This window comes from Bradyrhizobium sp. GCM10028915 (genome assembly GCF_042666195.1).
In the GTDB taxonomy this organism is placed as follows: domain Bacteria; phylum Pseudomonadota; class Alphaproteobacteria; order Rhizobiales; family Xanthobacteraceae; genus Bradyrhizobium; species Bradyrhizobium canariense_D.
Genome location: NZ_JBHTFN010000009.1, coordinates 101036 through 126158, shown reverse-complemented (window position 1 = coordinate 126158; position 25123 = coordinate 101036). Strand labels below are relative to the sequence as shown.

General features: G+C 64.4%; 20 protein-coding genes. 9 read left to right on the top strand and 11 right to left on the bottom strand.

Features of this window, described 5'->3' with window-relative positions:
- Positions 1-107 precede the first annotated feature (107 nt).
- Together ACFQX9_RS08310 and ACFQX9_RS08305 are read right to left on the bottom strand one after the other, a co-directional pair.
- Complete coding sequence (locus ACFQX9_RS08310) at positions 108-1625, bottom strand: acetyl-CoA acetyltransferase (protein ID WP_377787704.1); 1518 nt, start codon at positions 1623-1625, stop codon at positions 108-110.
- A gap of 115 nt (positions 1626-1740) precedes the next feature.
- Positions 1741-2874 (bottom strand): nitronate monooxygenase, encoded by a 1134-nt coding sequence (locus ACFQX9_RS08305; RefSeq protein WP_018456978.1) that lies wholly within the window; start codon positions 2872-2874, stop codon positions 1741-1743.
- 303 nt (positions 2875-3177) lie between these two features.
- On the opposite strand from ACFQX9_RS08305, the gene yghU reads away from it, so the two are divergent.
- Complete coding sequence (yghU, locus tag ACFQX9_RS08300; RefSeq protein ID WP_085362319.1) at positions 3178-4059, top strand: glutathione-dependent disulfide-bond oxidoreductase; 882 nt, start codon at positions 3178-3180, stop codon at positions 4057-4059.
- Positions 4060-4108: 49 nt separating this feature from the next.
- Here yghU and ACFQX9_RS08295 read toward each other — a convergent pair whose 3' ends face one another.
- From ACFQX9_RS08295 to ACFQX9_RS08285, 3 genes are all read right to left on the bottom strand, one after another.
- Complete coding sequence (locus ACFQX9_RS08295; RefSeq protein ID WP_018456976.1) at positions 4109-5386, bottom strand: acyl-CoA dehydrogenase family protein; 1278 nt, start codon at positions 5384-5386, stop codon at positions 4109-4111.
- A 271-nt stretch (positions 5387-5657) separates the two neighbouring features.
- Entirely contained in the window at positions 5658-6038 is a 381-nt protein-coding gene (locus ACFQX9_RS08290) for a VOC family protein (protein WP_007593712.1), read from the bottom strand.
- Between the two features lie 25 nt (positions 6039-6063).
- Positions 6064-6843: an SDR family NAD(P)-dependent oxidoreductase gene (locus tag ACFQX9_RS08285; RefSeq protein ID WP_085352184.1), complete on the bottom strand. Its 780-nt coding sequence runs from the start codon at positions 6841-6843 to the stop codon at positions 6064-6066.
- 164 nt (positions 6844-7007) lie between these two features.
- On the opposite strand from ACFQX9_RS08285, the gene ACFQX9_RS08280 reads away from it, so the two are divergent.
- Genes ACFQX9_RS08280 through ACFQX9_RS08270 form a run of 3 tightly spaced genes read left to right on the top strand, consistent with a single transcriptional unit; the run spans position 7008 to position 9159 of the window.
- Positions 7008-7796 carry an enoyl-CoA hydratase/isomerase gene (locus ACFQX9_RS08280; RefSeq protein ID WP_085352185.1) on the top strand — a complete coding sequence of 263 codons (789 nt, stop codon included), beginning with the start codon at positions 7008-7010 and terminating at the stop codon, positions 7794-7796.
- Complete coding sequence (locus ACFQX9_RS08275) at positions 7793-8779, top strand: phosphotransferase family protein (RefSeq protein ID WP_085352186.1); 987 nt, start codon at positions 7793-7795, stop codon at positions 8777-8779. The genes ACFQX9_RS08280 and ACFQX9_RS08275 overlap by 4 nt, the downstream gene beginning before the upstream one ends.
- Before the next feature lie 2 nt (positions 8780-8781).
- Positions 8782-9159 carry a DUF6285 domain-containing protein gene (locus ACFQX9_RS08270; protein ID WP_085352187.1) on the top strand — a complete coding sequence of 126 codons (378 nt, stop codon included), beginning with the start codon at positions 8782-8784 and terminating at the stop codon, positions 9157-9159.
- Positions 9160-9305: 146 nt separating this feature from the next.
- On the opposite strand, the gene ACFQX9_RS08265 is transcribed toward ACFQX9_RS08270, so the two are convergent.
- A complete protein-coding gene (locus tag ACFQX9_RS08265; protein WP_085352188.1) occupies positions 9306-10085 on the bottom strand; it encodes an enoyl-CoA hydratase-related protein in 780 nt (259 codons plus the stop codon).
- Positions 10086-10295: 210 nt separating this feature from the next.
- Between ACFQX9_RS08265 and ACFQX9_RS08260 the strand changes: the two genes are divergently transcribed.
- A complete protein-coding gene (locus ACFQX9_RS08260) occupies positions 10296-11570 on the top strand; it encodes an acyl-CoA dehydrogenase family protein (protein WP_018456970.1) in 1275 nt (424 codons plus the stop codon).
- A 168-nt stretch (positions 11571-11738) separates the two neighbouring features.
- On the opposite strand, the gene ACFQX9_RS08255 is transcribed toward ACFQX9_RS08260, so the two are convergent.
- Together ACFQX9_RS08255 and ACFQX9_RS08250 are read right to left on the bottom strand one after the other, a co-directional pair.
- Complete coding sequence (locus ACFQX9_RS08255) at positions 11739-13319, bottom strand: fatty acid--CoA ligase (RefSeq protein ID WP_377787698.1); 1581 nt, start codon at positions 13317-13319, stop codon at positions 11739-11741.
- Between the two features lie 228 nt (positions 13320-13547).
- Positions 13548-14420, bottom strand: coding sequence for an SDR family oxidoreductase (locus tag ACFQX9_RS08250; RefSeq protein WP_018456968.1), 873 nt, complete (start codon positions 14418-14420; stop codon positions 13548-13550).
- 116 nt (positions 14421-14536) lie between these two features.
- Here ACFQX9_RS08250 and ACFQX9_RS08245 point away from each other — a divergent pair, with 116 nt between their 5' ends.
- From ACFQX9_RS08245 to ppc, 4 genes are all read left to right on the top strand, one after another.
- Entirely contained in the window at positions 14537-15346 is an 810-nt protein-coding gene (locus tag ACFQX9_RS08245) for a crotonase/enoyl-CoA hydratase family protein (protein ID WP_018456967.1), read from the top strand.
- A 128-nt stretch (positions 15347-15474) separates the two neighbouring features.
- The gene (locus tag ACFQX9_RS08240) at positions 15475-17019 is read left to right on the top strand and encodes an acyl-CoA synthetase (RefSeq protein WP_018456966.1); all 1545 of its coding nucleotides are present in this window, start codon (positions 15475-15477) and stop codon (positions 17017-17019) included.
- A gap of 171 nt (positions 17020-17190) precedes the next feature.
- Entirely contained in the window at positions 17191-17595 is a 405-nt protein-coding gene (locus ACFQX9_RS08235) for a YccF domain-containing protein (protein ID WP_018456965.1), read from the top strand.
- A 1380-nt stretch (positions 17596-18975) separates the two neighbouring features.
- Positions 18976-21765 (top strand): phosphoenolpyruvate carboxylase, encoded by a 2790-nt coding sequence (gene ppc, locus ACFQX9_RS08230; protein ID WP_247547575.1) that lies wholly within the window; start codon positions 18976-18978, stop codon positions 21763-21765.
- A 52-nt stretch (positions 21766-21817) separates the two neighbouring features.
- Here ppc and ACFQX9_RS08225 read toward each other — a convergent pair whose 3' ends face one another.
- The 3 genes from ACFQX9_RS08225 to ACFQX9_RS08215 form a co-directional block, all read right to left on the bottom strand.
- Positions 21818-22930 (bottom strand): SMP-30/gluconolactonase/LRE family protein, encoded by a 1113-nt coding sequence (locus ACFQX9_RS08225; RefSeq protein WP_026233273.1) that lies wholly within the window; start codon positions 22928-22930, stop codon positions 21818-21820.
- Between the two features lie 129 nt (positions 22931-23059).
- On the bottom strand, positions 23060-23974 hold the full coding sequence (locus ACFQX9_RS08220) for an SDR family oxidoreductase (RefSeq protein WP_085352191.1): 915 nt from the start codon (positions 23972-23974) through the stop codon (positions 23060-23062).
- Between the two features lie 5 nt (positions 23975-23979).
- Positions 23980-25119, bottom strand: a complete 1140-nt coding sequence (locus ACFQX9_RS08215; protein WP_085352192.1) for a thiolase — start codon at positions 25117-25119, stop codon at positions 23980-23982.
- Positions 25120-25123 lie beyond the last annotated feature (4 nt).

The following is a 25123-nucleotide window of genomic DNA, read 5'->3' as shown; positions in this document are numbered from 1 at the left end:
GCTCATCGCCTGCGCCCGCAAGCTCCTGATCTACGCCAATACTGTCGTGCAACGGGGCACGCCCTGGATCGAAAAAGCCGCCTAGCCTTTAATGGTTGCTACGAGAGCTACGCCACCCTCCATTCCGGCACGCCATCTACCGTCATCGTGATCTCGCCGAGCGAACCCACCGGCGTGCGATCCATGTCGAGCAGATGCGCCAGCGTTGCCGCATCGCTCGCGGGAATCCGCGCCAGCGTGCGCCTATCGTTTTCCGTCCGCAGCATCACCACGCCATGCTCGACCTCGCCGCCGCGGCCGTAGAGCACCGTAGAGCTCTCCACCTTGCCCTTGCCTGAGACATCCGTGACGAACTCCGGCACCGCGCGCTTGTTGCTGTCCGCCGCCGCCTGCACGCTCGTCTCCTGTGCCAATGCTTCGCGCGGCGGCACCTTCGACACCACCAGCGCATGATGCTTGGTGACGAAACCGCCCTGGCCGTAGAGCAGGCCGAGCTTTGCGCCGTCGCGCACGCGCCGGACCATCGCGCAGGCCGCGTGCGTCATGTAGGTGTTGAGCGGCGCGCCGAAGAAGGTGAGGCCGCCAGTCACGGTCGGCTGCACGTCCGCACCTAGACCCAGCGTTCGCCGCGCCATCTTGGGCACGCACGGAAAGCAGCTATAGAGCTCGATCGCGTCGAACTTCCTGCCGTCGCCGCCGGCGAGATCCATCACGGCCTTCAAAACGGCGTTCTGCGGATGGCTCTCGTAAAACTGGTCGCGCAAGAGATAGTCGCGCGGCTCCTCGGCCGAGGCGCCGCCGAGCGGATAGACCAGTCTGTCATCGGCGATGCCGGCCGCACGCGCTTTGGCGAGGCTGGTCAGCAGCAGCGCGCCGCCCATGTTGACGCTCGGGTTGGCAACCATGAGCTTGTTGTAAGGCCACGCGATGAGACGGTTGTCCGCGGTGGGCGTCGTGATTTCGTCAGGCGTATAGCGCCGCTTCAGCCAGGCGTTGGGATTCTGCGCGGCGGCCTCGGAATAGCGTGACCATAGTGTACCCGACTCTGCCATCGCCTCGCGCGGCGTCTGTCCCCAATGGGCGGACGATGCCGCTTCGTAGAACGGATAGACGGTGACGGGGCGGAACACGCCGAGCTTCACGGCCAGCGGCTTCTGGAACGCCGCGCCGCGCTTCGGCTCCTCGACGTCATGGGCGAACGGGGTCCATGGCAGCTTTGCCCCGGCGCGCTCCGCCTTGGTCGCCGTCGACTGTGCCTCCGCGCCGCAAACCGCGGCGACGCTGCATTCGCCGCGCGCAATGCGCTTTGCTGCCTCGTGGATGTAGCGGATCGGGCTCTCGCCGCCGACCGGGCCGTAATAGCAATGCGAAGGCGTGATGCCGAGCCGTTGCGCCAGCAGCTGCTCCGGATCGCGATAGCGCCAGCTCAGGAAGTTGACGATATCGAGCGATTGCACCTCGTCGAGCAGCTTTGCGCCGGCATCTGCTTCCGCGCGCCGCAGCGCCTGTTCGAGCAGGTCGAGCGGCTCGAGGCCATCGGTGACCTCCTTGGGACGGTCGACGATCTCGCCGACGCCGACGATGACGGGGATGCGGTCTTCGGGGGTATGCTTCTTATCTGTCATGCTTCAATTCACGATGTCAGTTTTTTGTCATTGCGCGCGTAGCGAAGCAATCAGGGTCTTTCCGCGATGGTAGTCTGGATTGCTTCGCTGCGCTCGCAATGACGGTGTGTGGCAATCACTCCGCCACCAGCGCATTCATGTGCTCGACGGCTTCGGCAAACTCTTCCTTGAACTCCTGCACCACCGCACCGGCCGACTTCACGCTGTCGATCAGCCCGACGCCCTGGCCGACGAAGTAACTCACGAGATCGCGCGCCTTGGCGTTGCCGCCCGCCGCGGCGCGGTCGATCGAGTTGAAGGCGTCGCGGCTGACGATACTTTGCAGCGGCATCGGCAATGCGCCGGGGCTCTCGGCTGCGCGGTCCCAGGCGTCGGTCCAGACCGAACGAAGTTGCCGTGCCGGCTTTCCAGTGCGGCCCTTAGAGCGCACCGCATCGCGCGACGATGCCGCGATCATCTTCTCGCGAAAGATCTCCGTGGTCTCGGACTCGACGGTCGCAAGCCACACCGAGCCGGTCCAGGCGCCCGCGGCACCCATCGCCATGCAGGCCGCCATCTGTCGTCCCGTCATGATGCCGCCGGCCGCCAGCACCGGCACGTCGCGGATATTCTTGATCGCCTTGATCACCTCGGGCACCAGCACCATGGTCGAGACCTCGCCGCAATGGCCGCCAGCTTCGGTGCCCTGGACCACGAGGATATCGACGCCGGCCGCGACCTGGCGCAGCGCGTGCTCCTTGGCGCCGACCAGGGCCGCGACCGGCACGCCGTGCTTCCTGCCCATCTCGATCATGGCCTTCGGCGGCACGCCGAGCGCATTGGCGATCAGGCGGATCGGGTGGTTGAACGAGACCTCCAGCAGCTCCAGCGCGGTCCTGCCATCGAACGGCTGCGGCTGGTTGTCGGCGACCTCGGTGGTCGTGAGTTCGATGTCGTATTTCTTCAGGAGATTGCGCGTGTAGTTGCGGTGCTCCTGTGGCACGCGCGCCTCAAGGCTCTTCCAGGTGACGTCCTTCTCGCCCGCAGTCGAGATGTTTTCGGGGATCAGCACGTCGACGCCGTAAGGCTTGCCGTCAACGTGCTTGTCGATCCATCTCAGCTCGCGTTCGAGCGTATCCGGCGTGTGCACGGTCGCACCTAACACGCCAAACCCACCGGCGCGGCTGACAGCCGCGACGACATCGCGGCAATGGCTGAAGGCGAGCAGCGGGAAATCGATGCCCAGCATGTCGCAGATCGGCGATTTCATCGTTCTCTCCCGGCGGCCTCGCGTTGCTGTTGTCGCAATCTTGAGCGAAGGCTCATCGACGCTAGACCATCGTCTTGCGCTATGCCAATCCGGATTTGGCGGCGCATCTTGCGTGCACACGCCGTGTTGCGCGAAGCCGTACGCCCGGCTCGACAGATGCGGCTTCTCGTGATGGCCGTCCTCGGCAACGTCGGACGCATGACGCGGTCGCGAGGCCCGCGCCGGACGCAGGGCCGGCAGGGCTTGCCATCCGCCGTCCGCGGGCTAATTAATGCAGACGCATCTTTTTGCCGGAGCCCTCGCATGACCGACACCCCCGCCTACGTGCCGCCCAAGGTCTGGACCTGGAACAAGGAGAACGGCGGACAGTTCGCCAGCATCAACCGCCCGATCGCCGGTCCCACCCATGACAAGGAGCTGCCGGTCGGCAAGCATCCCTTCCAGCTCTATTCGCTGGCGACGCCGAACGGCGTCAAGGTCACCGTGATGCTGGAGGAGCTTCTGGCGCTCGGCCACAAGGGCGCGGAATACGACGCTTGGCTGATCAGAATCGGTAACGGCGACCAGTTCGGCAGCGGCTTTGTCGACATCAATCCGAATTCCAAGATCCCGGCGCTGATGGACCGCTCCGGCCCGGAGCCGATCCGGGTGTTCGAGTCCGGCTCTATCCTGTTCTACCTCGCCGAAAAGTTCGGCGCCTTCCTGCCGAAGGACATCAAGAGCCGCACTGAAGCGATGTCGTGGCTGTTCTGGCAGATGGGCAGCGCGCCCTATCTCGGCGGCGGCTTCGGCCATTTCTACGCTTACGCGCCGACCAAGATCGAATATGCCATCGACCGTTTCGCGATGGAAACCAAGCGCCAGCTCGACGTGCTCGACCGCCGGCTCGCCGACAACGAATATCTCGCCGGCAGCGAATACACCATCGCCGACATGGCGGTGTGGCCCTGGTACGGCGCGCTCGCCAAGGGGCTGGTCTACGGCGCCGGCGAATTCCTGTCCGTGCAGGACTACAAGCACGTGCAGCGCTGGACCGACCAGATCGCCAAGCGCCCGGCCGTCAAGCGCGGCCGCATGGTCAACCGTGTCTCCGGAGATCCCGCCAGCCAGCTTCACGAGCGGCATGACGCTAGCGATTTCGAGACCAAGACGCAGGACAAGATCGGCGAGGTGGCCGCGTCGTAGCCCCTTCGCCTCTCCCCGCGTGCGGGGAGAGGGGAAGAGAGGCAGTTGATCACGCCATGCTCAGCTCGTGGCGTCCCACCACCATCCAGTGCACCTCGTCCGGACCATCCGCGAAGCGGAGATGGCGCACGTCCTGATACATCTCCGCGAGCGGGGTCCAGTGCGAGATGCCGGTGGCGCCGTGCATCTGGATCGACTGGTCGATGATCTTGCAGGCGCGTTCCGGCACCATGGCCTTGACCATGGAGACCCAGACGCGAGCCTCCTTGTTGCCGAGCACGTCCATGGCCTTGGCGGCCTTCAGCACCATCAGCCGCATCGCCTCGATCTCGCAGCGCGCCTGCGCGATGATCTGCATGTTGCCGCCGAGATGGGCGATCTTCTTGCCGAAGGCTTCGCGGGTGAGGCCACGCTGCACCATCAAATCGAGCGCCTTCTCGGCCTTGCCGATAGTGCGCATGCAGTGATGGATGCGGCCCGGGCCTAGCCGAAGCTGCGAGATCTCGAAGCCGCGGCCTTCGCCGAGCAGAATGTTCTCCTTGGGCACGCGCACGTTGTTGAAGCGCATGTGCATGTGGCCGCGCGGCGCGTGGTCCTGGCCGAACACGTACATGGGACCGAGCACCTCGACGCCGGGCGTGTCGCGCGGCACCAGAATCTGCGACTGCTGCTTGCTCGGCGCCGCATCCGGGTTGGTCTTCACCATCACGATGAGGATCTTGCAGCGGGGATCGCCGACGCCGGAGATGTAATACTTCTCGCCGTTGATGACCCATTCGTCGCCGACGAGCTTTGCGCTCGTCGAGATGTTCTTGGCATCGGAGGAGGCGACGTTCGGCTCGGTCATGACATAGGCGGAGCGGATCTCGCCGTTCATCAGCGGCTTCAGCCACTTCTCCTTCTGCTCCTTGGTGCCGACGCGCTCCAGCACCTCCATGTTGCCGGTATCAGGCGCCGAGCAGTTCATGCTCTCCGATGCCAGTGGGCTCTTGCCGAGCTCGGATGCGATATAGGCGTAGTCGAGATTCTTCAGGCCCTGGCCGGTCTCGTCGTCGGGCAGGAAGAAGTTCCAGAGGCCTTCCTGCTTGGCCTTGTTCTTGGCCTTCTCCAGCACCTCGAGCTGCTTCGGCGTGAAGCTCCAGCGATCCTCTTTGCCTTCGCCGGCCTTGGCGAATTCGGTCGACATCGGCTCGACGGTGTCGCGGATGAACTTCCTGACGTGATCGTAGAGCGGCCGGACCTGGTCCGACATCCTGAGGTCGTTGAGCTCGTCGCCGGGATTGAGGGTGTAGTTGGTGGTGCGGGGAATATAGGTGTGTTTTGTCATTGTTCCTCCCGGGGTCGCTGAGATCGCGTTGCGCCGGAGAATAGTCGCAGCGTCGCCAAAGTGCGAGCGCGCTTTTTTTCAACGCGAGCCATGCCATGCGATGGAATATCGCGGACGTTTGAAATGTTGTTTGAATGGGCGGCATTCTCGCTGTCATCGCCCGACTTGATCGGGCGATCCAGTACTCCGAGGCGTATGTGATCTATCGAGAAGCTGCGGCGTACTGGATGCCCGGCCAAGCCGGGGCATGACAGCGGTGGTTGCGGCCGGCCTAGCTTGCCATCCGGTGCATCGCGCAGATCTTGTTGCCGTCGAGGTCACGCAAATAGGCAATATAGAGGTTGACGCCCGGGCCTTGACGGATACCAGGAGGATCTTCGCAAGGAACGCCGCCGGCGGCGATGCCGGCCGTATGCCATGCATTGACCTGTTCCGGCGAGTTGGCGGCAAAGCCGATGGTGCCGCCATTCGCAGGCGTCGCCGCTTCGCCGTTGATCGGCTTTGTGACCGAGAACACGCCGGTCTTGGTAATGTAGAAGATGCGATGGCCGTCGACCCGCGCCGGCCGCACCTCGAGCGTGGACAGCAAATTGTCGTAGAAGGCCTTGGCCTTGTCGAGGTCGTTGGTGCCGATCATGACGTGTGAAAACATGTGCCCGTTCCCCTCATTATGAAAATCAAAACGCCGTATAACCGCCGTCGATCACGAACGTATCCGCCGTGTGGTACGACGAGGCCTTGCTCATCAGATACACCGCGATGCCGCCGAAGTCGCTGGCCTCGCCGAAGCGCCGCACCGGAATTCGCGGCATCACGTTGGCGACGAATTTCTCGTTGGCCATCAGGCCCGAGGTCATGTCGCTCTTGATCCAGCCCGGCAGGATCGCGTTCGCGGTGACGCCGTGACGCGCCAGCTCGACGCCGAGCGCACGCACCAGCGCGTTGATCGCGGCCTTGGTCGCGGCATAGTGCTCGTTGCGCGCGGTGCCGAAGATCGAGGCGAGGCTCGAAGTCGCCACCAGCCGGCCGAAGCGATCGCCGGCCTCGGCGCGCGCGGTCATGTGTTTTGCGGCAGCCTGGAACGCGTGGAACACGCCGTCGAGATTGGTCGCAAACATCGTGCGCCATTCTTCCTCGGTGCGTTCGATAAAGGAGCGCCGGCCGCCGCCGCCGATGCCGGCATTGGCGAAGCAGCCGTCGACCCGGCCGAATGTGTCGAGCGTGGCCTTCATCGCGGCATTGACCGAGGCCGGGTCGGTGACGTCGCAGACCCGCGTGTCGACCTTGCCTGATAGCCCGGCCAGGCTCGCGGCAGCGGCCTTGTTCTTGTCAGCATTCCGGCCCCAGATCGAGACGTTGCAGCCCTGGCCGGCGAGCGCCTGCGCGATGCCCAGCCCGATGCCGCCATTGCCGCCGGTGATCACGGCGACGCGTCCCGAAAGGTCGAAAAGGTTCATGGCGCGTTTCCTGTTTTTGCTTCGTGCGCATCAGCCGCTGCGCGCAAGATTGCTTGCTAGGCTCCGATCACCATGGACAAGACCGCGCCAAAAATCAAATATGCGCCCCGGCAAATCAATTCCGGTCTGCGAAACTGGCACAGGCCGCAACTCACGAGGAAACCATGCAGTTCAAACACGTCACGCTCGATCTCGATGGTTCGGTCGCGATCCTCAAGCTCGACCATCAGGAGGTGATGAACGCGGTCTCCGTGGACATGCTGGGCGGTCTCTCAGAAGCGCTCGACACGATCGAGGAGAAGAAGGACGAGGTGCGCTGCGTGGTGCTGACGGGCGCAGGGCGGGCGTTCTGCACCGGGGCGAATCTCCAGGGCCGCAACAACCAGTCGAAGAAGACCAAGGCCGGCCTGACGCTCGAGACCGGCTTCCATCCCTTCCTGCGCCGCATTCGCAATCTGCATTGCCCGATCGTGACCGCGGTCAACGGCCCGGCGGCCGGCGCCGGCATGAGCTTCGCGCTGCTCGGCGACATGATCCTGTGCGCGCGCTCGTCCTATTTCCTGCAAGCGTTCCGCCGCATCGGTCTGGTGCCGGATTGCGGCTCGACCTGGCTCTTGCCGCGGCTGATCGGCAAGGCACGCTCGATCGAATTGTCGTTGATGGGCGAGCGGCTCCCGGCCGAGAAGGCGCTGGAATGGGGCCTCGTCAACCGCGTCTATGATGACGGCGTGCTGATGGAGGAGGCGATGAAGCTTGCGCGCGACCTCGCCAGCGGCCCGACGGTCGCGCTGTCGCTGATCCGCAAGCTGTACTGGGACAGCCCCGAGAATTCCTTCGAGGATCAGCTCAATCTCGAATTTCAGTGCCAGCTCCGTGCCGGCGACACGGATGATTTCCGCGAAGGTGTTGGCGCCTTCCTGGAGAAGCGTCCGGCGCAGTTCAAGGGCAAATGATCGAGGCTGAGCTTTCCCGCAGCGTTGCGCGCTGGTGCGAGGGGGCCGCCGGCGTGACCGGCGCGGCCAAGCTGTCCGGCGGCGCCAGCCAGGAGACCTGGCGCTTCGACATCGTGCATCCCGACGGGCCGATCGGTGCGATCCTGCGCCGCTCGCCGAAGGGGTATGGCGCGGCGCCGACGCGCGCGGCAGGTCTCGGCGCGGAAGCGCAGCTGATGCAGCTTGCCTATGAGGCCGGCGTGCCGTCGCCGCGCGTGATGCATGTGCTCCCGCCGGACGACGATCTCGGCACCGGCTTCATCATGCAGCGGGTCGAGGGCGAAACCATCGCGCGCAAGATTCTGCGCGACGACGAGTTTGCGGCGGCGCGGCCGCGTCTCGCACGGCAGATCGGCGGCGTGCTCGCGAAGCTGCACGGGCTACCGCGGGACAAATTGCCCGAGCTGCGCAGCCGGTCCGCGACGGAGGAGATCTCTGAGTTCGAACGCGATTATCGCAGCCTGGACTGGCCCAAACCCGTCTTCGAGCTGGCGCTGCGCTGGCTCCGCGACCACGATCCGGGCCCTTCGGCCGAGACGACGCTGGTGCATGGCGATTTCCGCAACGGCAATCTCATCATTGGCGCCGACGGCGTGCGCGCGGTGCTGGACTGGGAGCTCGCCCATCTCGGCGATCCCATGGAGGATCTCGGCTGGGTTTGCGTCAACTCCTGGCGCTTTGGCGAGATCGACAAGCCGGTCGGCGGCTTTGGCTCGCGTGAGGAGCTGTTCGCCGGCTATGAGGCGGCTGGGCGGAAGGTCGATCCATCGCGTGTCAAATTCTGGGAAGTGATGGGCACGCTGCGCTGGGGCATCATGTGCGGCGGCATGATGCAGCGCTTTCGCGAAAGTCCGGACCATTCGATGGAACGCGCCATGATCGGCCGTCGCGCTTCCGAGACCGAGATCGATCTGTTGCGGCTGCTGGCGCCGCGGGGGAGTTGACCATGCAGGACGAGCCGACCCCGATCGAGCTGACGAAGTCGGTCGCCGATTTCCTCCGCAACGACATCGCGCCGCTGATCTCCGGCCACCAGGCCTTCAAGCTGCGCGTGGCCATCAACATCCTCGATCTCGTGACAAGGCAGTTGACGCGGGAGGAGGGGAGCGACGCCGCGGAGGTGGAGCGGCTGCGTGCTCTGCTCGGCATGGACGGCTCGGTGACCGATCTCAACCGCACGCTGGCCGAGCGCATCGCCAAGGGCGAGGTCGATCTAGCGACGCCCGGCCTTGCCGAGCATCTGTGGCAAACGACCATGGACAAGCTTGCGGTGGACCAGCCGAATTACGCGTCGTACAAACGCGAACTCTCGCGAAGCGGGTAGGCGGTACTACACTCTCTGCTGTCATCGCCCGCGAAGGCGGGCAATCCAGTATTCCAGAGGCGGCATTGATTGAGCCGAGAAGCCGCGGCGTACTGGATGCCCCGGTCCAGCCGGGGCATGACGGCGGTGATGAGCCGAGCGACCCTTCACTTCCCCACCCATTTCGGCGGCCGCTTCTCCGCAAACGCCTTCGGACCCTCGATGTAGTCCTGGGACGCAACCATCGCCTTCACGGCCGGATATTCCCGCTGCTCCTCGATCGCCTGCTCCAGCGACACGCCGAGGCCCTTCTGGATCGCCTGCTTTGACGCGCGGATCGACATCGGCGAATTCTTGGTGATCATCTCGGCCCAGCGCAGCGCGGCCGTGAGCGCTTCGCCCTGCGGCACCACCTCGTTGACGAATCCGAGTTCGAGACCCTCCTTGGCGCTGACATGACGCGCGGTGAGGATCATGCCCATGGCGCGCTTCAGCCCGATCTGGCGCGGCAGCCGGTGCAGGCCTCCGGCGAGTGCGGCCAGCCCGACGCGCGGCTCGGGCAAGGCGAAGGTCGCGTTCTCCGAGGCGATGATCAGGTCGCAGGCCAGCGCAATCTCGAAACCGCCGCCCATCGCCACGCCATTGACCGCGGCGATGATCGGCTTGTCGCAGTCGAAGCGCGCGGTGAGGCCGGCGAAGCCGCCCTTGTCCCAGCCCCGCTTGCCGCCGGCGGCCTGCCATTTCAGATCGTTGCCGGCGCAGAACGCCTTGTCGCCGCTACCGGTGACGATCGCGATCCACTGCTCGGGATCGGCGGAGAAATCGTCAAACACCTTGTTGAGCTCGAAATGCGCGTCGGTGTGCAGCGCGTTGTAGACCTCGGGCCGCGACAGCGTGACGATCGTGATCGGCCCCTTGCGTTCCACCTTGGAAAATTTCAGCTCCATCGTGCGCTCCCGCAGTTTCTCGTGAAGGAATATTGCCGGAATACTACCGCGCCTCCGCGCTGGAGCACCATCGAATTGCGCAATGCGCCTTGCGCATCTCACACGTCTCCCATTGCTTGACTTGGCGGCGCTCTTCTCACCTTAATCGTGCGAAGCAAAGCTGCGCCCAGCGCCTTAACGCAAAACGAAAAAATCATCCGGGAGAGAGCCGTGGATTTCTCGCTGCCTGCCGATCTCGTCGCCTATCTCACAGAGCTCGACCTTTTCATCGAACGCGAGATCAAGCCGCTGGAGGCGGTCGACGATAACATCCGCTTCTTCGATCACCGCCGCGAATGGGCGCGCACCGATTTCGAGAATGGCGGCCTGCCGCGCCACGAATGGGAGGCGCTGCTGCGCAAGGCCAAGGATCTCGCAGACGCCGCCGGTCATTTGCGTTTTGCGGTGCCGAAGCAATATGGCGGCAAGAATGGCTCCAACCTCTGGATGGCGGTCATCCGCGAGCACTTTGCCGCCAAGGGGCTCGGCCTGCACAACGACCTCCAGAACGAGCATTCCATCGTCGGCAACTTCCCCGTCGCCACCATGCTCGATCGCTACGGACGCGACGACCAGAAGGCGATGATCGACGGCTCGATCAAGGGCAAGTACCGCATCACCTTCGGCCTGACCGAGCCAAATCACGGCTCCGACGCCACCCATATGGAAGCGCGCGCGGTGCCCGCGACCCGTGACAACGTCAAGGGCTGGATCATCAACGGCGAGAAGATGTGGACGACCGGCATGCACGTCGCCACGCATTGCGCGCTGTTCGCGCGCACGTCAGGCAATGACGGCGATGCCCGCGGCATCACCTGCTTCCTGGTGCCGGCCACGAGCCATGGCGTGAAGATCGAAGAGTATATGTGGACCTTCAACATGCCGACCGATCATCCCCGCGTCAGCTTTACGGACGTGTTCGTGCCGGAGGATGCGCTGTTCGGCGAGGACGGTCGCGGCCTGTCGCTGGCGCAATGTTTTGTCCATCAAAACCGCATCCGGCAGGCAGCGAGTTCGTTGGGGGCAGCGGTCTACTGCATCAACGAGAGCGTGAAGTATGCGCGCGAGCGAAAACCGTTCGGCAAGGCGCTGGCCGAGAACCAGGCGATCCAATTCCCGCTGGTCGAGCTTGCGACGCAGGCCGAGATGCTGCGCCTGTTGATCCGCAAGACCGCCTGGGAAATGGACAAGCTCACCGAGGAGCAGATCGAGCGCACGCTCTCCGACCGCGTCTCGATGTGCAACTACTGGGCAAACCGCCTGTGTTGCGAGTCTGCCGACCGCGCCATGCAGGTTCACGGCGGCATGGGCTATTCACGCCACAAGCCGTTCGAGCACATTTACCGCCATCACCGCCGCTATCGCATCACCGAGGGCAGCGAGGAGATCCAGATCCGCAAGGTAGCGGGATTTTTGTTCGGCTATATGGGGCCGGGGAAGCATTGAGGGATTGTTGCGCGCAGTCTCTCCCCGGAGTCGTCCCGGCGAAGGCCGGGACCCATTACCCCACGGAGAAGTCGTTGCGCGAGACGGCAACTCCGAGTTTTCGCAAAACCCAATCCTGTGGCTATGGGTCCCGGCCTTCGCCGGGACGACGATGTGGCTGGAGTGGTGCTAATTCACCCTTCTATCCTTCCCCGCCCAATACGGCTCCCGCAACTGCCGTCGCAAAATCTTGCCTGAGGGATTGCGCGGCAGCGCCGGCAAAAACTCCACGCTCTTCGGCGTCTTGAAGCCGGCGATGCGCTCGCGCGTGAAGTTGATGATGTCGGTGGCGGTCGCCTGCTTGCCGGGCTTCATCACCACAACGGCCTTCACCGCCTCGCCCCATTTGTCGTCGGGTATGCCGATCACGGCAGCTTCCGCGACGTCGGGATGATCGCACAGCGCGCTCTCGACCTCGGCCGGGTAGATGTTTTCGCCCCCGGAGATGATCATGTCCTTGATGCGGTCGTGGATGTAGAGATAACCGTCTTCGTCCATGTAGCCGGCATCACCCGTGCGCAGCCAGCCGTCGCCGCGCAGCGTCGCGGCGGTCGCTTCCGGCAGGTTCCAGTAGCCGGCCATGTTGGAGCCCGAGCGCGTCGCGATCTCGCCGACCTCGCGCGGCGGCAGCGGCTTGCCGTCAACGTCTAGGATCGCGATCTCGACGCCCGGCAGCGCCTTGCCGGCCGAGCGCATCCGCTCCAAGCCCTGGATATGATCCTCCGGCGGCAGCGCGACGATGGTGCCGGTGGTCTCGGTCATGCCGTACATTTGCACGAACCCGCATTTGAAGATCTCGATGCATTCTTTCAGCAGCGCCGCCGGTATCGGCGAGGCGCCGTACAGCATGTATTTCAACCGGGAGAAATCGATTGTCTTCGCGCGCGGCTGCCGCACCACGAACTGCATCGCCGCCGGCACCATGAACAGCTTTGTGATGCCGGACTGCTCGAAGAAATCCAGCACCTTGGTCGGATCGAACTCGCGCGCGATCACGCCGCGGGCGCCGTGGTAGAGCCCCATCACGCCCCAGCCGGAGCCGCCGATATGGAAGATCGGCATCGCGACCAGCGACACGTCGTCGGTCGACCATCGGTTCCACTCCGGCTTGTCCTCGGCATTGCCTGTTTGCACCAGGTTGAGGAAGTTCGCATGCGACAGCATCGCGCCCTTCGGCTTGCCTGTCGTACCCGAGGTATAGAGCTGGATCGCGATGTCCTTAGTGTCGATCGGCACCTTGGGATCGTCGCCACTCTGTGCATCGCGCCAAGCTGTAAAATCCTGCCATTCCGGCGCGCCGCCTTCGGTGGTGATGACGCTGCGCACGCCCGGCAACTGGTCCTTGATCTGGCGGACCTGGGTGATGAACTCAGGTCCCACGAACAGCACCGGCGCTTTGCAGTCGCTCACGATGAAGGCGACCTCGGGGCCCGCGAGCCGCCAGTTCACCGGCGCCATCACCACGCCGGCCTTCATGGCACCCATCAGCAGCTCGAAATAGTTGTCGCTGTTCTTGCCGAGATAGGCGATGCGCTCGCCCTTGTTCACACCCATCGCGATCAGCGCATTGGCGACGCGATTCGTCTTGATGTCGAACTCGGCGAAGCTGGTGACACGACCTTCGAACTCGAAGGCGATGGCATTGCCGCGGCTCTTGGCGCGCTCGCGCACCATGTCGGCGAGGTCAGCCAATGGCTGTGTGGTGGACATGTCTCTCCCGTGACGTCTTGTTCTTATGCCGCGGAGTGTGGCGTCATCCGCGGGCGAAGACAAGATGGGAGAGGGTACGCCATGGCTTCAGCGTCGTCGTCTTGGCGAAAGCCAGGACCCATAGCCACAAAACGCAATTCGGCGAAGACTGGCCATGGCCAATCTTCGCCAAAGAACATTCGGTGATAATGGGTCCTGGCTTTCGCCAGGACGACTACGGAGAGAGCCTCAGCCCCGCTTCGCACGGTCCTTTTCATTCTGCGCCATGATGCTCTCGCGTGCGGTTTTCCAGTCGTCGTCGCTCCAGTCGCGGAGCTGGTAGAAATTGCCGCCCATCGCGAGCGCCTGCGCGCCGTCCATGGCGATGGTCTCGCCGCTGATCCAGTCGCAACCGCCGGAGATCAGGAACACGGCGACGTTCTGCAATTCCTCCATGGTGCCGACGCGGCCCATCGGGTTCATCGCCTTGGTGCGCGCGCCGGCTTCGTCACCGGGCTTGATGCGCTTGCTCATGCCCTCGGTCGGGATCTCACCCGGCGCGATCGTGTTCAGCCGGATGCCGTAGCGGCCCCATTCGGTGGCGAGCGACATCGTCATGGCATGGATCGCCGACTTGCTCATCGCCGACGGCACCACGTAAGGCGATCCGTTGCGTACCCAGGTCGTGGTGATCGAGACGACGTTGCCGGGCTGCTTCAACGCGATCCAGCGCTTGCCGACCGCCTGCGTCACGTAGAACGTGCCGTGCATGACGATGTTGGCGACGGCGTCAAAGCCGCGCGGCGACAGCTCCTCGCTGCGCGAGATGAAATTGCCGGCGGCGTTGTTGATGAGGTCGGTGAGGGGGCCGTCGCGAAAGATGGTCTCGATCATCTCCTCGACCGCGAGCGCGTTGCGGATGTCGACGCCGTGGCTGGTGACGCGGCCGCCATGCTCGGCCATCAGCTCGGTCGCGGTCTCGTCGCAGACGATCTTGCGCCGGCCGCAGATGTGGACTTCCGCGCCGAGCTGGAGAAAGCGCGCCGCCATCGACTTGCCGAGCCCGGTGCCGCCGCCGGTCACGAGGATGCGCCGCCCCGCCAGAAGATTTTCCTTGAACATGGCTGTTTCCCCCGTCGCGATTGTCGGTTAATTGATCGATTGACTAAATCCGGCCGCCGGCTTCCTGTAAAGCGGCACCGAACAAGAACAGCCGGGAACCAGGGGAGAATTCATCCATGGAAGAGCGCGTCTCGATCTCGATCTCGGAAGGCGTCGCCGACGTGCGGCTGGTGCGCGCGGACAAGATGAATGCGCTGGATCAGGCCATGTTCGAGGCCCTTGTGGCCGCAACGGATCGGCTTTCGAAGGAAAAAGGCGTGCGCGTCGTGGTGCTGTCCGGCGAGGGCCGCGCCTTCTGTGCCGGTCTCGACATGGGGCGTTTTGCCGCCATGAAGGAAAAGGGGGGCAATGGAATTCCGGGTGGCGAAAATCGCGACCTCACCAAACGCACGCACGGCCAGGCGAATTTTGCGCAACAGGCCGTGTGGGGCTGGCGCCAGCTTCCGGTCCCCGTGATCGCGGCGATCCAGGGCGTCGCCTTCGGCGGCGGCTTCCAGCTCGCACTCGGCGCCGACATGCGCTTCCTCACGCCCGATGCGCGAATGTCGGTGATGGAAATCAAATGGGGTCTGGTGCCCGACATGGCGGGCACGCCGATCCTGGCTTCGCTCGTGCGCGACGACATCTTGCGCGATCTCACCTACACCGGCCGCATCTTCTCCGCGCAGGAGGCGATGGCTTACGGTCTCGCCACGCGCATCTGCGACGACCCGCGCGCTGCCGCGCTCGACGTCGCGCGCGAGATCGCGGGAAAAAGCCCCGATGCGATCCGCGCCGCGAAACGCATGCTCAACAATCTCTCGGTCGATCCGGGCCCCGCGCTACTCGCCGAGTCCGTCGAGCAGCAGAAGTTGATCGGCAGCGCGAACCAGACCGAGGCGGTGCGTGCCAATCTGGAGAAGCGCGCGCCGAAGTTTGCGGATTAGCGCAGACCTCATCCCGAGGAGCCGCGAAGCGGCGTCTCGAGGGATGGGCCACGGGCTCTCATGGTTCGAGACGGCGCCTTGCGCCTCCTCACCATGAGGGGCAACTTCAACAACAAAGAAAAACAACAATGAGCGAAACCTCAAATTTCCTCGGCATCGTCTCCGGCGGGCGCAGCCGCTCCCATGCCGAGGTCGCTGATCGTGCCGACCGCATCGCGAGCGGTCTCAGCCAGATCGGCGTCAGGCAGGGCGATTGCGTCTGCATGCTGATGCGCAACGACATCGCCTTCATCGAAGCCGCCTATGCCGCCATGCGGCTGGGCGCCTACGGCGTGCCGATCAACTGGCACTTCAAGCCGGAGGAGATCAACTACATCCTGAACGACACCGGCACCTCCGTGCTGATCGGCCATGCCGACATGCTGCATGCCTTGCGCGATGCGATTCCCCAAGGCGTCACCGTGCTCAGCGTGCCGACGCCCCCGGAGATCCTGTCCAGCTACAAGATCGATCCCGATCATCTGAAGACGCCGGACTTCGCGATCGATTTCGAATCCTGGCTCGCAGAGCACCAGCCCTATGACGGCCCGGTCGGGCCGCAGCCCATGAACATGATCTACACCTCGGGCACGACAGGCCACCCCAAGGGCGTACGGCGCAACGCGCCGACGCCGGAGCAGGCGGCTGCCGGCGAGCGCATGCGCGCGATGATCTACGGGCTCAAGCCCGGCGCCCGCACGATCCTGCCGGGCCCGCTCTATCACTCCGCGCCGAACTCGTTCGGCATTCGCGCGGGAAAACTCGGCGGCGCACTGGTGCTGATTCCCCGCTTCGAGCCCGAGGAATTTCTCGAGCTGATCGAGCGCTACAAGATCGACACCATCTTCATGGTGCCGACCATGTTCATCCGCCTGATGAAGCTGCCGGAGGAGGTGCGCAAGCAATACGACGTCTCCTCGCTCCGCCACATCATTCACGCCGCAGCACCCTGTCCGGCGGACGTCAAGCGCGCCATGATCGAATGGTGGGGGCCGGTGATCTATGAATTCTACGGCTCGACCGAATCCAGCGCCGTCACCTTCGCGACCTCCGAGGACGCGCTGAGGAAGCCCGGCACCGTCGGCAGGATTTCGCCCGGCGCCGAGCTGCGCTTCATCGGTGAGGACGGACGCGTGCTGGGTGTAGGCGAGATCGGCGAGATCTACTCGCGCATGGCCGGGATGGCCGATTTCACCTACCACAACAAGCCGGAGAAGCGCGCCGAAATCGATCGCGACGGCTTCATCACCTCCGGCGACGTCGGCTATATCGACGAAGAGGGCTACGTCTTCATCTGCGACCGCAAGCGCGACATGGTGATCTCGGGCGGCGTCAACATCTATCCGGCCGAGATCGAGTCCGTGCTGCACGCGGTGCCCGGCGTGCATGATTGCGCGGTGTTCGGCATCCCCGATGCCGAGTTCGGCGAAGCGCTGATGGCGGTGGTCGAGCCGCAAGCCGGCGTTACGCTGGATGCCGCCGAAATCCGCACCCGCCTGAAGGCCTCGCTTGCCGACTACAAGGTCCCAAAGCACATCGAGATCCGCACCGGGCTGCCGCGCGAAGACTCCGGCAAGATCTTCAAGCGGCGCCTGCGCGATCCCTATTGGGAGCAGGCGGGGCGGAAGATCTAGCGGTGCGTAGCCCGGGTGAGCGAAGCGATACCCGGGATAACAACCAGTAAGACCCGGATGTCGCTTCGCTCATCCGGGCTACACGAGCACGCGAATACGTGAGCGGCTTTATCGATCGCAACCTCGCGCATCGTGCTATACTCACGGGATCATTGACCTTCGGATCATCCCATGGCTCCCGTTTCCATCCTGCTAAACCTGCTCTGGATTCTCATTGGCGGCGCCTGGATGGCGCTCGGCTGGCTGGTCGCTGCGGTCATCATGGCGGTCACCATCATCGGCCTGCCCTGGGCGCGGGCGGCGTTCAATATCGCCGTCTACACGCTGATGCCGTTCGGCTCGCGGGCGGTCAGCCGCTATGAGGTCACCGGTGTCGAGGATGTCGGCACCGGCCCGCTCGGGGTGATCGGCAACATCATCTGGTTCGTGCTCGCCGGCTGGTGGTTGGCGCTCGGCCACCTCTTCACCGCCGTGGCCCTCGCGATCACCATCATCGGCATTCCCTTCGCCTGGGCCCACCTCAAGCTCGCCGGCATCGCGCTCTGGCCGATCGGCAAGGTGATCGTGCCGGCTTAAGGCAAACTCGTAGGATGGTAGAGCGCCAGCGAAACCCATCAAACCGTCCGCTGATGACGAAGCATGATGGGTTTCGCAAGCGCTCAACCGATCCTGCGCTGATTCGAAGTGGACCACGACTGCTTTCAACGCGGCATAAGTATCCTGCCCCTCCGCAATGCGTCACATTTCATTGCAACTTTTTCCCGACTTCATTGTTGACGAGCGGGAGCGAACGCGGGCGCAATGTGCCGCGGCTGGCCCTTGGTTCATTCTTATCGGGAGGCGATTGCATGAAGTGGCTTTGCTTGGTGGGCTTTGTGGCGGGGGCCGTTGCTTTGACACCCACACCTTCTGCTTCGGCGATGCCCGTTGCCAAGCCGGACACACTGGGCGCGTCTCAGACTGACACCATCGAGGTCAAGGGCGGCCACGGACATGGCGGTGGCCACGGGTGGGGTCATCGCGGCGGCCGTGGTCATCATTACGGCTGGGGCAGAGGCCGAGGCCATCACTATGGCTGGCGGCACCATCACCACTGGTAAGCGTCACTATTGTCCCGAGATTGGAGTCGGGTGGCCGCTCAATGCTTCCGACCCACAATCCCTCGCGTTGCCCGACGGGCAAAACCCGCCACATGCAGGTCAATCGATCGGTTCTCCAATATTCTGATTGACCGAATTCGCTCCTTCGGGTAAACCGCAAACTATTCCGGCCCGCTAAAAAGGGCGTTTCGCGATCGTCACGATACGTGAGCCGAGATGCGATGGACGCGGCAGCGCCGGCGCGTGACGAGATGGCAGGGCGGGCTACGCCTGTGAGTCATCGCGATCCGCGCGAACGACCCGGCGCGGTCACAGCGGTTCTTTTCGGCTTCGGTGGCGAGCACGCGCGAGCTTCCGGATGTCCGGGGAGGGACGTCCGCGGACGGCAAAAGCGTGTGGTCCTGACGCCCGGGGTCTGTGCGTGAAGGCTTGCGGTGATGTGCGGCCCGACCGGGTGGGCGCATCGATCATCTGCGAGGCGACGGGGGCAATAGTGCATCGCTGCCCGGGGAGAGCGCGCCATAAGCCGTAAAACCATTGCGCAGGGAAGGCCGGGATGTTCCGGCATCACCTGTGGTTACCCCCGCGTGCGTTTTTCGCGTGTGCGGACCCTGGGTGCCAGCCGGCGCCCGGCCTTCCCTGCGCCCTTTTTTATCGATGAGGGCGAAACGACAGCAAAACTCGGGCCCCGCGCCGCGAGACCGCGGACGTGTGCGCGCGTCCGTCGGCAAGGCGCATTTCTCCCATGATAGGTGATGTTGCCGCGCCGCCCCCAACTTCATCTTGCGCTGCGGCAAAAAACTTGCACACTCGGCTGAGCCGGGCAGCCAAGCGAGCTCGAACAACGGAGCGAGCCATGTCCCTCCAGACCATATCATCCGACACCGCCGAGCAGCGCCCCAACCGCCCTGAGGACGTCCAGGCGCTGGAAGCGGACGTGCGGCTGCGGGACGACATCCGCCTGCTCGGGCGCATTCTCGGCGACACGGTGCGCGACCAGGAGGGGCCTGAATTGTTCGATCTGGTGGAACGCATCCGCCAGACCTCGATCCGATTCCACCGCGACGAGGACCGGCTCGCCCGCCGCGAGCTCGAGCAGATCCTCGACAGCATGTCGACCTCCGAGACGGTGCGGATCGTCCGCGCCTTCAGCTATTTCTCCCACCTCGCCAACATCGCCGAGGACCAGAACAACATCCGCCAGATGCGCGCCAACAAGGGCGGCGGCTCCGGCGTGCTGGCCGAGACGCTCGCCCATGCGAGGGCTGCGGGCATCGGTGCCGATGCCCTGCGCAACTTCTTCAAGAGCGCGCTGGTCAGCCCGGTTTTGACGGCGCATCCGACCGAGGTCCGCCGCAAGAGCACCATGGACCGTGAGATGGAGGTCGCAGCCCTGCTCGATCGTCGCGAGCGCGTCGCGCTGACGGCGGAAGAGGCTGCCGCCAGCGACGAGCAGCTCCGCCGCGAGGTGCTGACGCTGTGGCAGACCAACCTGCTGCGCCGGACCAAGCTCACCGTGCTCGACGAGGTCGCCAACGGCTTGTCGTTCTACGATTACACGTTTCTCCGCGAGGTGCCGCGGCTGGTCAACGCGCTGGAGGACCGGCTGGAGGAGGGCGGCGAGCAGGCGGCCGGCGAGCTCGCCTCGTTCCTGCGCATGGGTAGCTGGATCGGCGGCGACCGCGACGGCAATCCCTTCGTCACCGCCGACGTGATGCGCGGCACGCTGCGACTGCAGTCGAGCCGGGTGATGCAGTTCTATCTGAACGAGCTGCACGTGCTCGGCTCGGAATTGTCGATCGCGGCGCACCTCGCCGACGTCTCCGAGGAGCTGCGCACGCTGGCGGAGCGCTCGCCCGATACCTCGCCGCACCGGAGCGGCGAGCCGTATCGTCTTGCGGTCTCCGGCATCTATGCGCGCCTGACTGCAACGGCCGAAATGCTTCAGGTCGAGATCACGCGCCGGCCGGTCGGCAAGGGCGCGCCGTATGACAGCGTCGGGGAGCTCAAGGCCGATCTCGACGTGCTGCACCGCTCTCTGATCTCCAACAACGCCGGCGTCATCGCCCGCGGCCGGCTGCGGCTGCTGCGCCGTGCGGTGGACTGCTTCGGCTTCCATCTGGCCCGGCTCGACATCCGCCAGAACTCGGCAGTGCACGAGCGCACCATCGCCGAGCTGATGGACGCCGCCAACCCCGGCATGTCCTATCTCGCGCTCGGCGAGGACGCGCGCATCTCCCTGCTCACCAACGAGCTGCGCTCGACGCGCTCGCTGGTGTCGCCATTCGTCAAATACAGCGACGAGACCATGGGCGAGCTCAACGTCTTCCATGCCGCCGCCGAGGCGCATGCGAAGTTCGGCTCGGACGCCATTCCCCAATGCATCATCTCGATGTGCAAGGGCATGTCCGACATGCTCGAGGTCGCGGTGCTCCTGAAGGAGGTCGGTCTCGTCCATCCCTCCGGGCGCAGCGCGATCAACATCGTGCCGCTGTTCGAAACCATCGAGGATCTGCAGGCGTCTTCCACCATCATGGACCGCATGCTCTCGCTGCATGATTACCGCCGGCTGGTCGACAGCCGCGGCAGCGTGCAGGAGGTCATGCTGGGCTATTCCGACTCGAACAAGGATGGCGGCTTCGTCACCTCGGGCTGGGAGCTCTACAAGGCCGAGATCGGCCTCGTCGACGTGTTCGAGCGCCACGGCGTGCGCCTGCGTCTGTTCCATGGCCGCGGCGGTTCGGTCGGCCGCGGCGGCGGCCCGAGCTACGATGCCATCATCGCCCAGCCCGGCGGCGCGGTGAACGGCCAGATCCGCATCACCGAGCAGGGCGAGATCATCTCGTCGAAATATTCCAACGCCGAAGTCGGCCGCAACAATCTGGAGATCCTGGCAGCCGCGACGCTGGAAGCGAGCCTGTTGCATCCGCGCCAGAGCGCGCCGCGCCGCGAATATCTGACCGCGATGGACGAGCTTTCAAGCCTGGCCTTCAAGGCCTATCGCGGCCTCGTCTACGAGACCGACGGCTTCGTCGATTATTTCTGGGCGTCCACCGTCATCAACGAGATCGCGACGCTCAACATCGGCAGCCGCCCGGCCTCGCGCAAGAAGACCCGCGCGATCGAGGATTTGCGGGCGATCCCCTGGGTGTTCTCCTGGGCGCAATGCCGCCTGATGCTGCCCGGTTGGTACGGCTTTGGCAGCGCCGTCGAGCAATGGATCGCGGAGCATCCCGACAAGGGCATGCCGTTCCTCAAGGAGCTCTACAAGGAATGGCCGTTCTTCCGCATGCTGCTGTCGAACATGGACATGGTGCTGGCGAAAAGCTCGATCGCGATCGCGTCGCGCTATGCCGAGCTCGTGCCCGACGAGGCGCTCCGGGAAAAGATATTCGGCCGCATCCGCCGCGAATGGCATTCCTGCATCGAGACGCTCTTGGACATCATGGGCCAGGACCGCCTGCTGCAAGGCAACCCGCTGCTGGAGCGCTCGGTGCGCCACCGCTTCCCCTATCTCGACCCGCTGAACCACGTGCAGGTCGAGCTGCTGAAGGAGCACCGCGCGCAGAACCCGGACGAGCAGGTCCTGCGCGGGATTCAGCTGACGATCAACGGGATTTCGGCGGGATTGAGGAATACGGGGTAGAGACATGGTGAGTGGCGAGTGGAATCCATTCGCCACTCACCATTCGCTGCACTCAACAGAAATGCGCGCCCTGCGTCTCCACATACACCGCATAGAGCGACTGGCTCGCGGTCATGAACAGGCGGTTGCGCTTCTTGCCGCCGAAGCAGACGTTGGCGCAGGTCTCGGGCAACAGGATCTGCCCGATGCGCGCGCCGTCGTTTGGCGCGAACACCTGCACGCCGTCATAGCCGGGGCCGACCCAGCCGGCGCCGACCCAGATGTTGCCTTCGGTGTCGACGCGCAGGCCGTCGGGGAAGCCTGATTTGCCGTCGAGCGTCATGTCGATCAGCTTCTTCGGGTTCGAAAGCTTCGCCCCATCGATGTCGTACGACCACACCACGTTCTTGGCTTCAGGATAATGCGTGATGCCGGTGTCGCAGACATAGAGCTTCTTGTAGTCCTGACTAAAAGCGATGCCGTTCGGCTTGAACGGCTCGTCGGCCACCTTCGCGACCTGGCCGCTCTGCGGATCAATGCGATAAACCGCTTCCTTCTGATGGGGCTGCAGCGAGCCGGTATTGGCAAGCTTGCCCTCGTAGATACTGATCGCGCCGTAGCCGGGATCGGTGAACCAGATCGCCTTGTCGTTGGGATGCACCACCATGTCGTTGGGGCCGTTGAGCGGCTTGCCGCCGGCCTGCTCGGCCAGGGTCGTCACCGAACCGTCGTGCTCGTAGCGGACGAGCCGGGTGCGCTCGGCACTGAGCTGGCGCCCCTCGGTGTCGAACGAGTTGCCGTTGGCCTCGTTCGACGGCTTGTGGAACTGCTCGGAGATGTGGCCGTCGTCATCGAGGTAGCGCAGCTGCCGGTTGGCGGGGATGTCACTCCAGACCAGATATTGCCCTTGCGCATTCCACGCTGGCCCTTCCGCCCACAGGCAGCCGGTATAGAGCCGCTTGATTGCGGTGTTGCCGACCTTCGCCTTGAAGCGCTTGGGATCGATGGCAATGATGTCAGGATCGGGATAGCGCTGCGGCTCGGCATTGGCGCCGAAGTCGCGGGCGTCCGCGCGTGAGGCGAGCAGGGCGGATGCGGCAACGGTCGCGGCGCCCTTGAGGAGCGTGCGGCGGGCGAGGCCGCTGCCTGCAGTCGTGTCGTCGGAGTCGGTCAGCATTCTTGTCATGGTTTCCTCCCAAAGTTGTGTTGGGAGGAAATGATCCGCCAGCAATCGGGCGTAAAGCGGAGCGATCTCCGGACAAGGCAGCCGGAGATCGCAGAGCAGGAATGCCGGAAGTGCGGCTCGACGGGATCCTTACACGGGATCCCACGGGAAGATGTCGGCGGAGCGGTCGAGCTTGTAGAATGATCCCTTCAGCGCCGGCATGCCGTGTTCCGCGATCGATTGCGGCGTCCAGCCCTCGCTCCGGTGCACCGAGCGCAGCGGACGGTTCTGGCTGAACAGGAACAGCTCGTTCATGCGCGCGCCGAAGATCTGCCCGGACACGTCCTTGGCGGCATCGGAGAGCAGATAGGCGCAGACCGGCGCGATCTTCTCCGGGCCCATCTGCTTGATCTTCTCGACGCGCGCCTTCTCGGCTTCGGTCTCGGTCGGGATGGTCCCGATCATGCGGGTCCAGGCGAACGGCGAGACGCAGTTGGAGCGAACGTTGAAGCGGCCCATGTCGAGCGCAATAGACTTCGACAGGCCGACGATGCCGAGCTTGGCGGCGGCGTAATTGGCTTGTCCAAAGTTGCCGATCAGGCCGGAGGTCGAGGTGAAGTGCACGAACGAGCCGGACTCCTGCTCGCGGAAAATCCGTGCCGCGGCGTGGCTGACGTAGAACGAGCCCATCAAATGCACCTTGATGACGGCCTCGAACGCTTCCACGCTCATCTTGTGGAAGATCATGTCGCGCAGGATGCCGGCATTGTTGACCACGCCGTCGAGCCGGCCGAAATGATCGGTCGCGGTCTTCACGATCCTGCTGGCGGGGATGGCTTCGGCCACCGACTCGAAATTGGCGACGGCGGTGCCGCCGCGCTTCTTGATCTCCTCGACCACTTCCTCGGCGGGCGCGGCGCTGGTGCCAGCGCCGTCCGCGGCGACGCCGGGATCGTTGACGACGACCTTGGCGCCCTCGCCGGCGCAGAGCAGCGCGATTTCGCGCCCGATGCCGCGGCCTGCGCCGGTGACGATGATGACCTTGTCTTGCAGTGATTTCGTCATGTGGATTACCTCTCGTTCGTAAACACGATCGTGCCCGACGCGGCGAACATGCCGCCGACGCCGTGACACACCGAAATCTTCGCGTTGGCGACCTGCGCCGGCGCGATACCGCGCATCTGCCGCACGCTCTCCTGGAGCGCGTACATGCCGTACATGCCCGAATGCATGTAGCTCAGGCCGCCGCCATTGGTGTTGAGCGGCAGCTTGCCGCCGGGCCGCGTGTTGCCGTCGGCGATGAACTTTCCGGTGTCCTCGTGCGGCATGAAGCCGAGGTCGCCGAGGCCGAACAGCGGCAGATGCGCAAAGGCGTCGTAGATCATGAGATGGTCGACGTCCTTATGCGCGATGCCGGCCTCCTTGAAGGCGAGGGGCCCCGCGGTCTTGAACGCGCGCGAGGAGTTGAACGTCTCCATCTGGCTGACCATCGGCGTCTCCACGCTCTCGCCGGTGCCCATGATGTAGACGGGCTTGCGCGGAAAATCCCTGGCACGGTCCGCCGAGGTCAGGATCAGCGCGCCGCCGCCGTCGGTGACGAGGCAGCATTGCAGCAGGCGGAACGGATAGGCGATCATGCGCGAGTTGAGGACGTCCGCGACCGTGATGGGATCCTTCATCATCGCGCGCGGATTCTTCGCCGCCCACTCCCGCTGCACCACTGCGACCGAGGCGAGCTGCTCGTGCGTGATGCCATAGGTCTTCATGAAGCGAAGCACGGGGATCGGGAACATGCTGGGCGGGCCGTAGACACCGAACGGCGCCTCGAACTGGCCTTGCAGGCTGTCGGCAGGAATCGAGCGCGGTGCCTTGCCGATCATCGACTTGCCGCTCTCGGCATGGGTGATCAGCACCGTCTTGCACAGGCCGGCCTCGATCGCTGCGGCGGCATGGCGGACGTGCAGCATGAAGGAGCAGCCGCCGACCGAGGTGCCGTCCACCCAGGTCGGCTTGATGCCGAGATAGTGGCAGACCTGCTGCGGCGTTTCGACGGCGGTGGCGAAACCATCGATGTCGGACAGCTTCAGCCCGGCATCGGCAATGGCATTGAGCGCCGCATCCGCGTGAAGCTGGAGCTGCGAGGCGTTGGGGATGACACCGAGCTCGGTGGTCTCGGCCGCGCCGACGACGGCAACCTGATTGCTGCGCATGGGC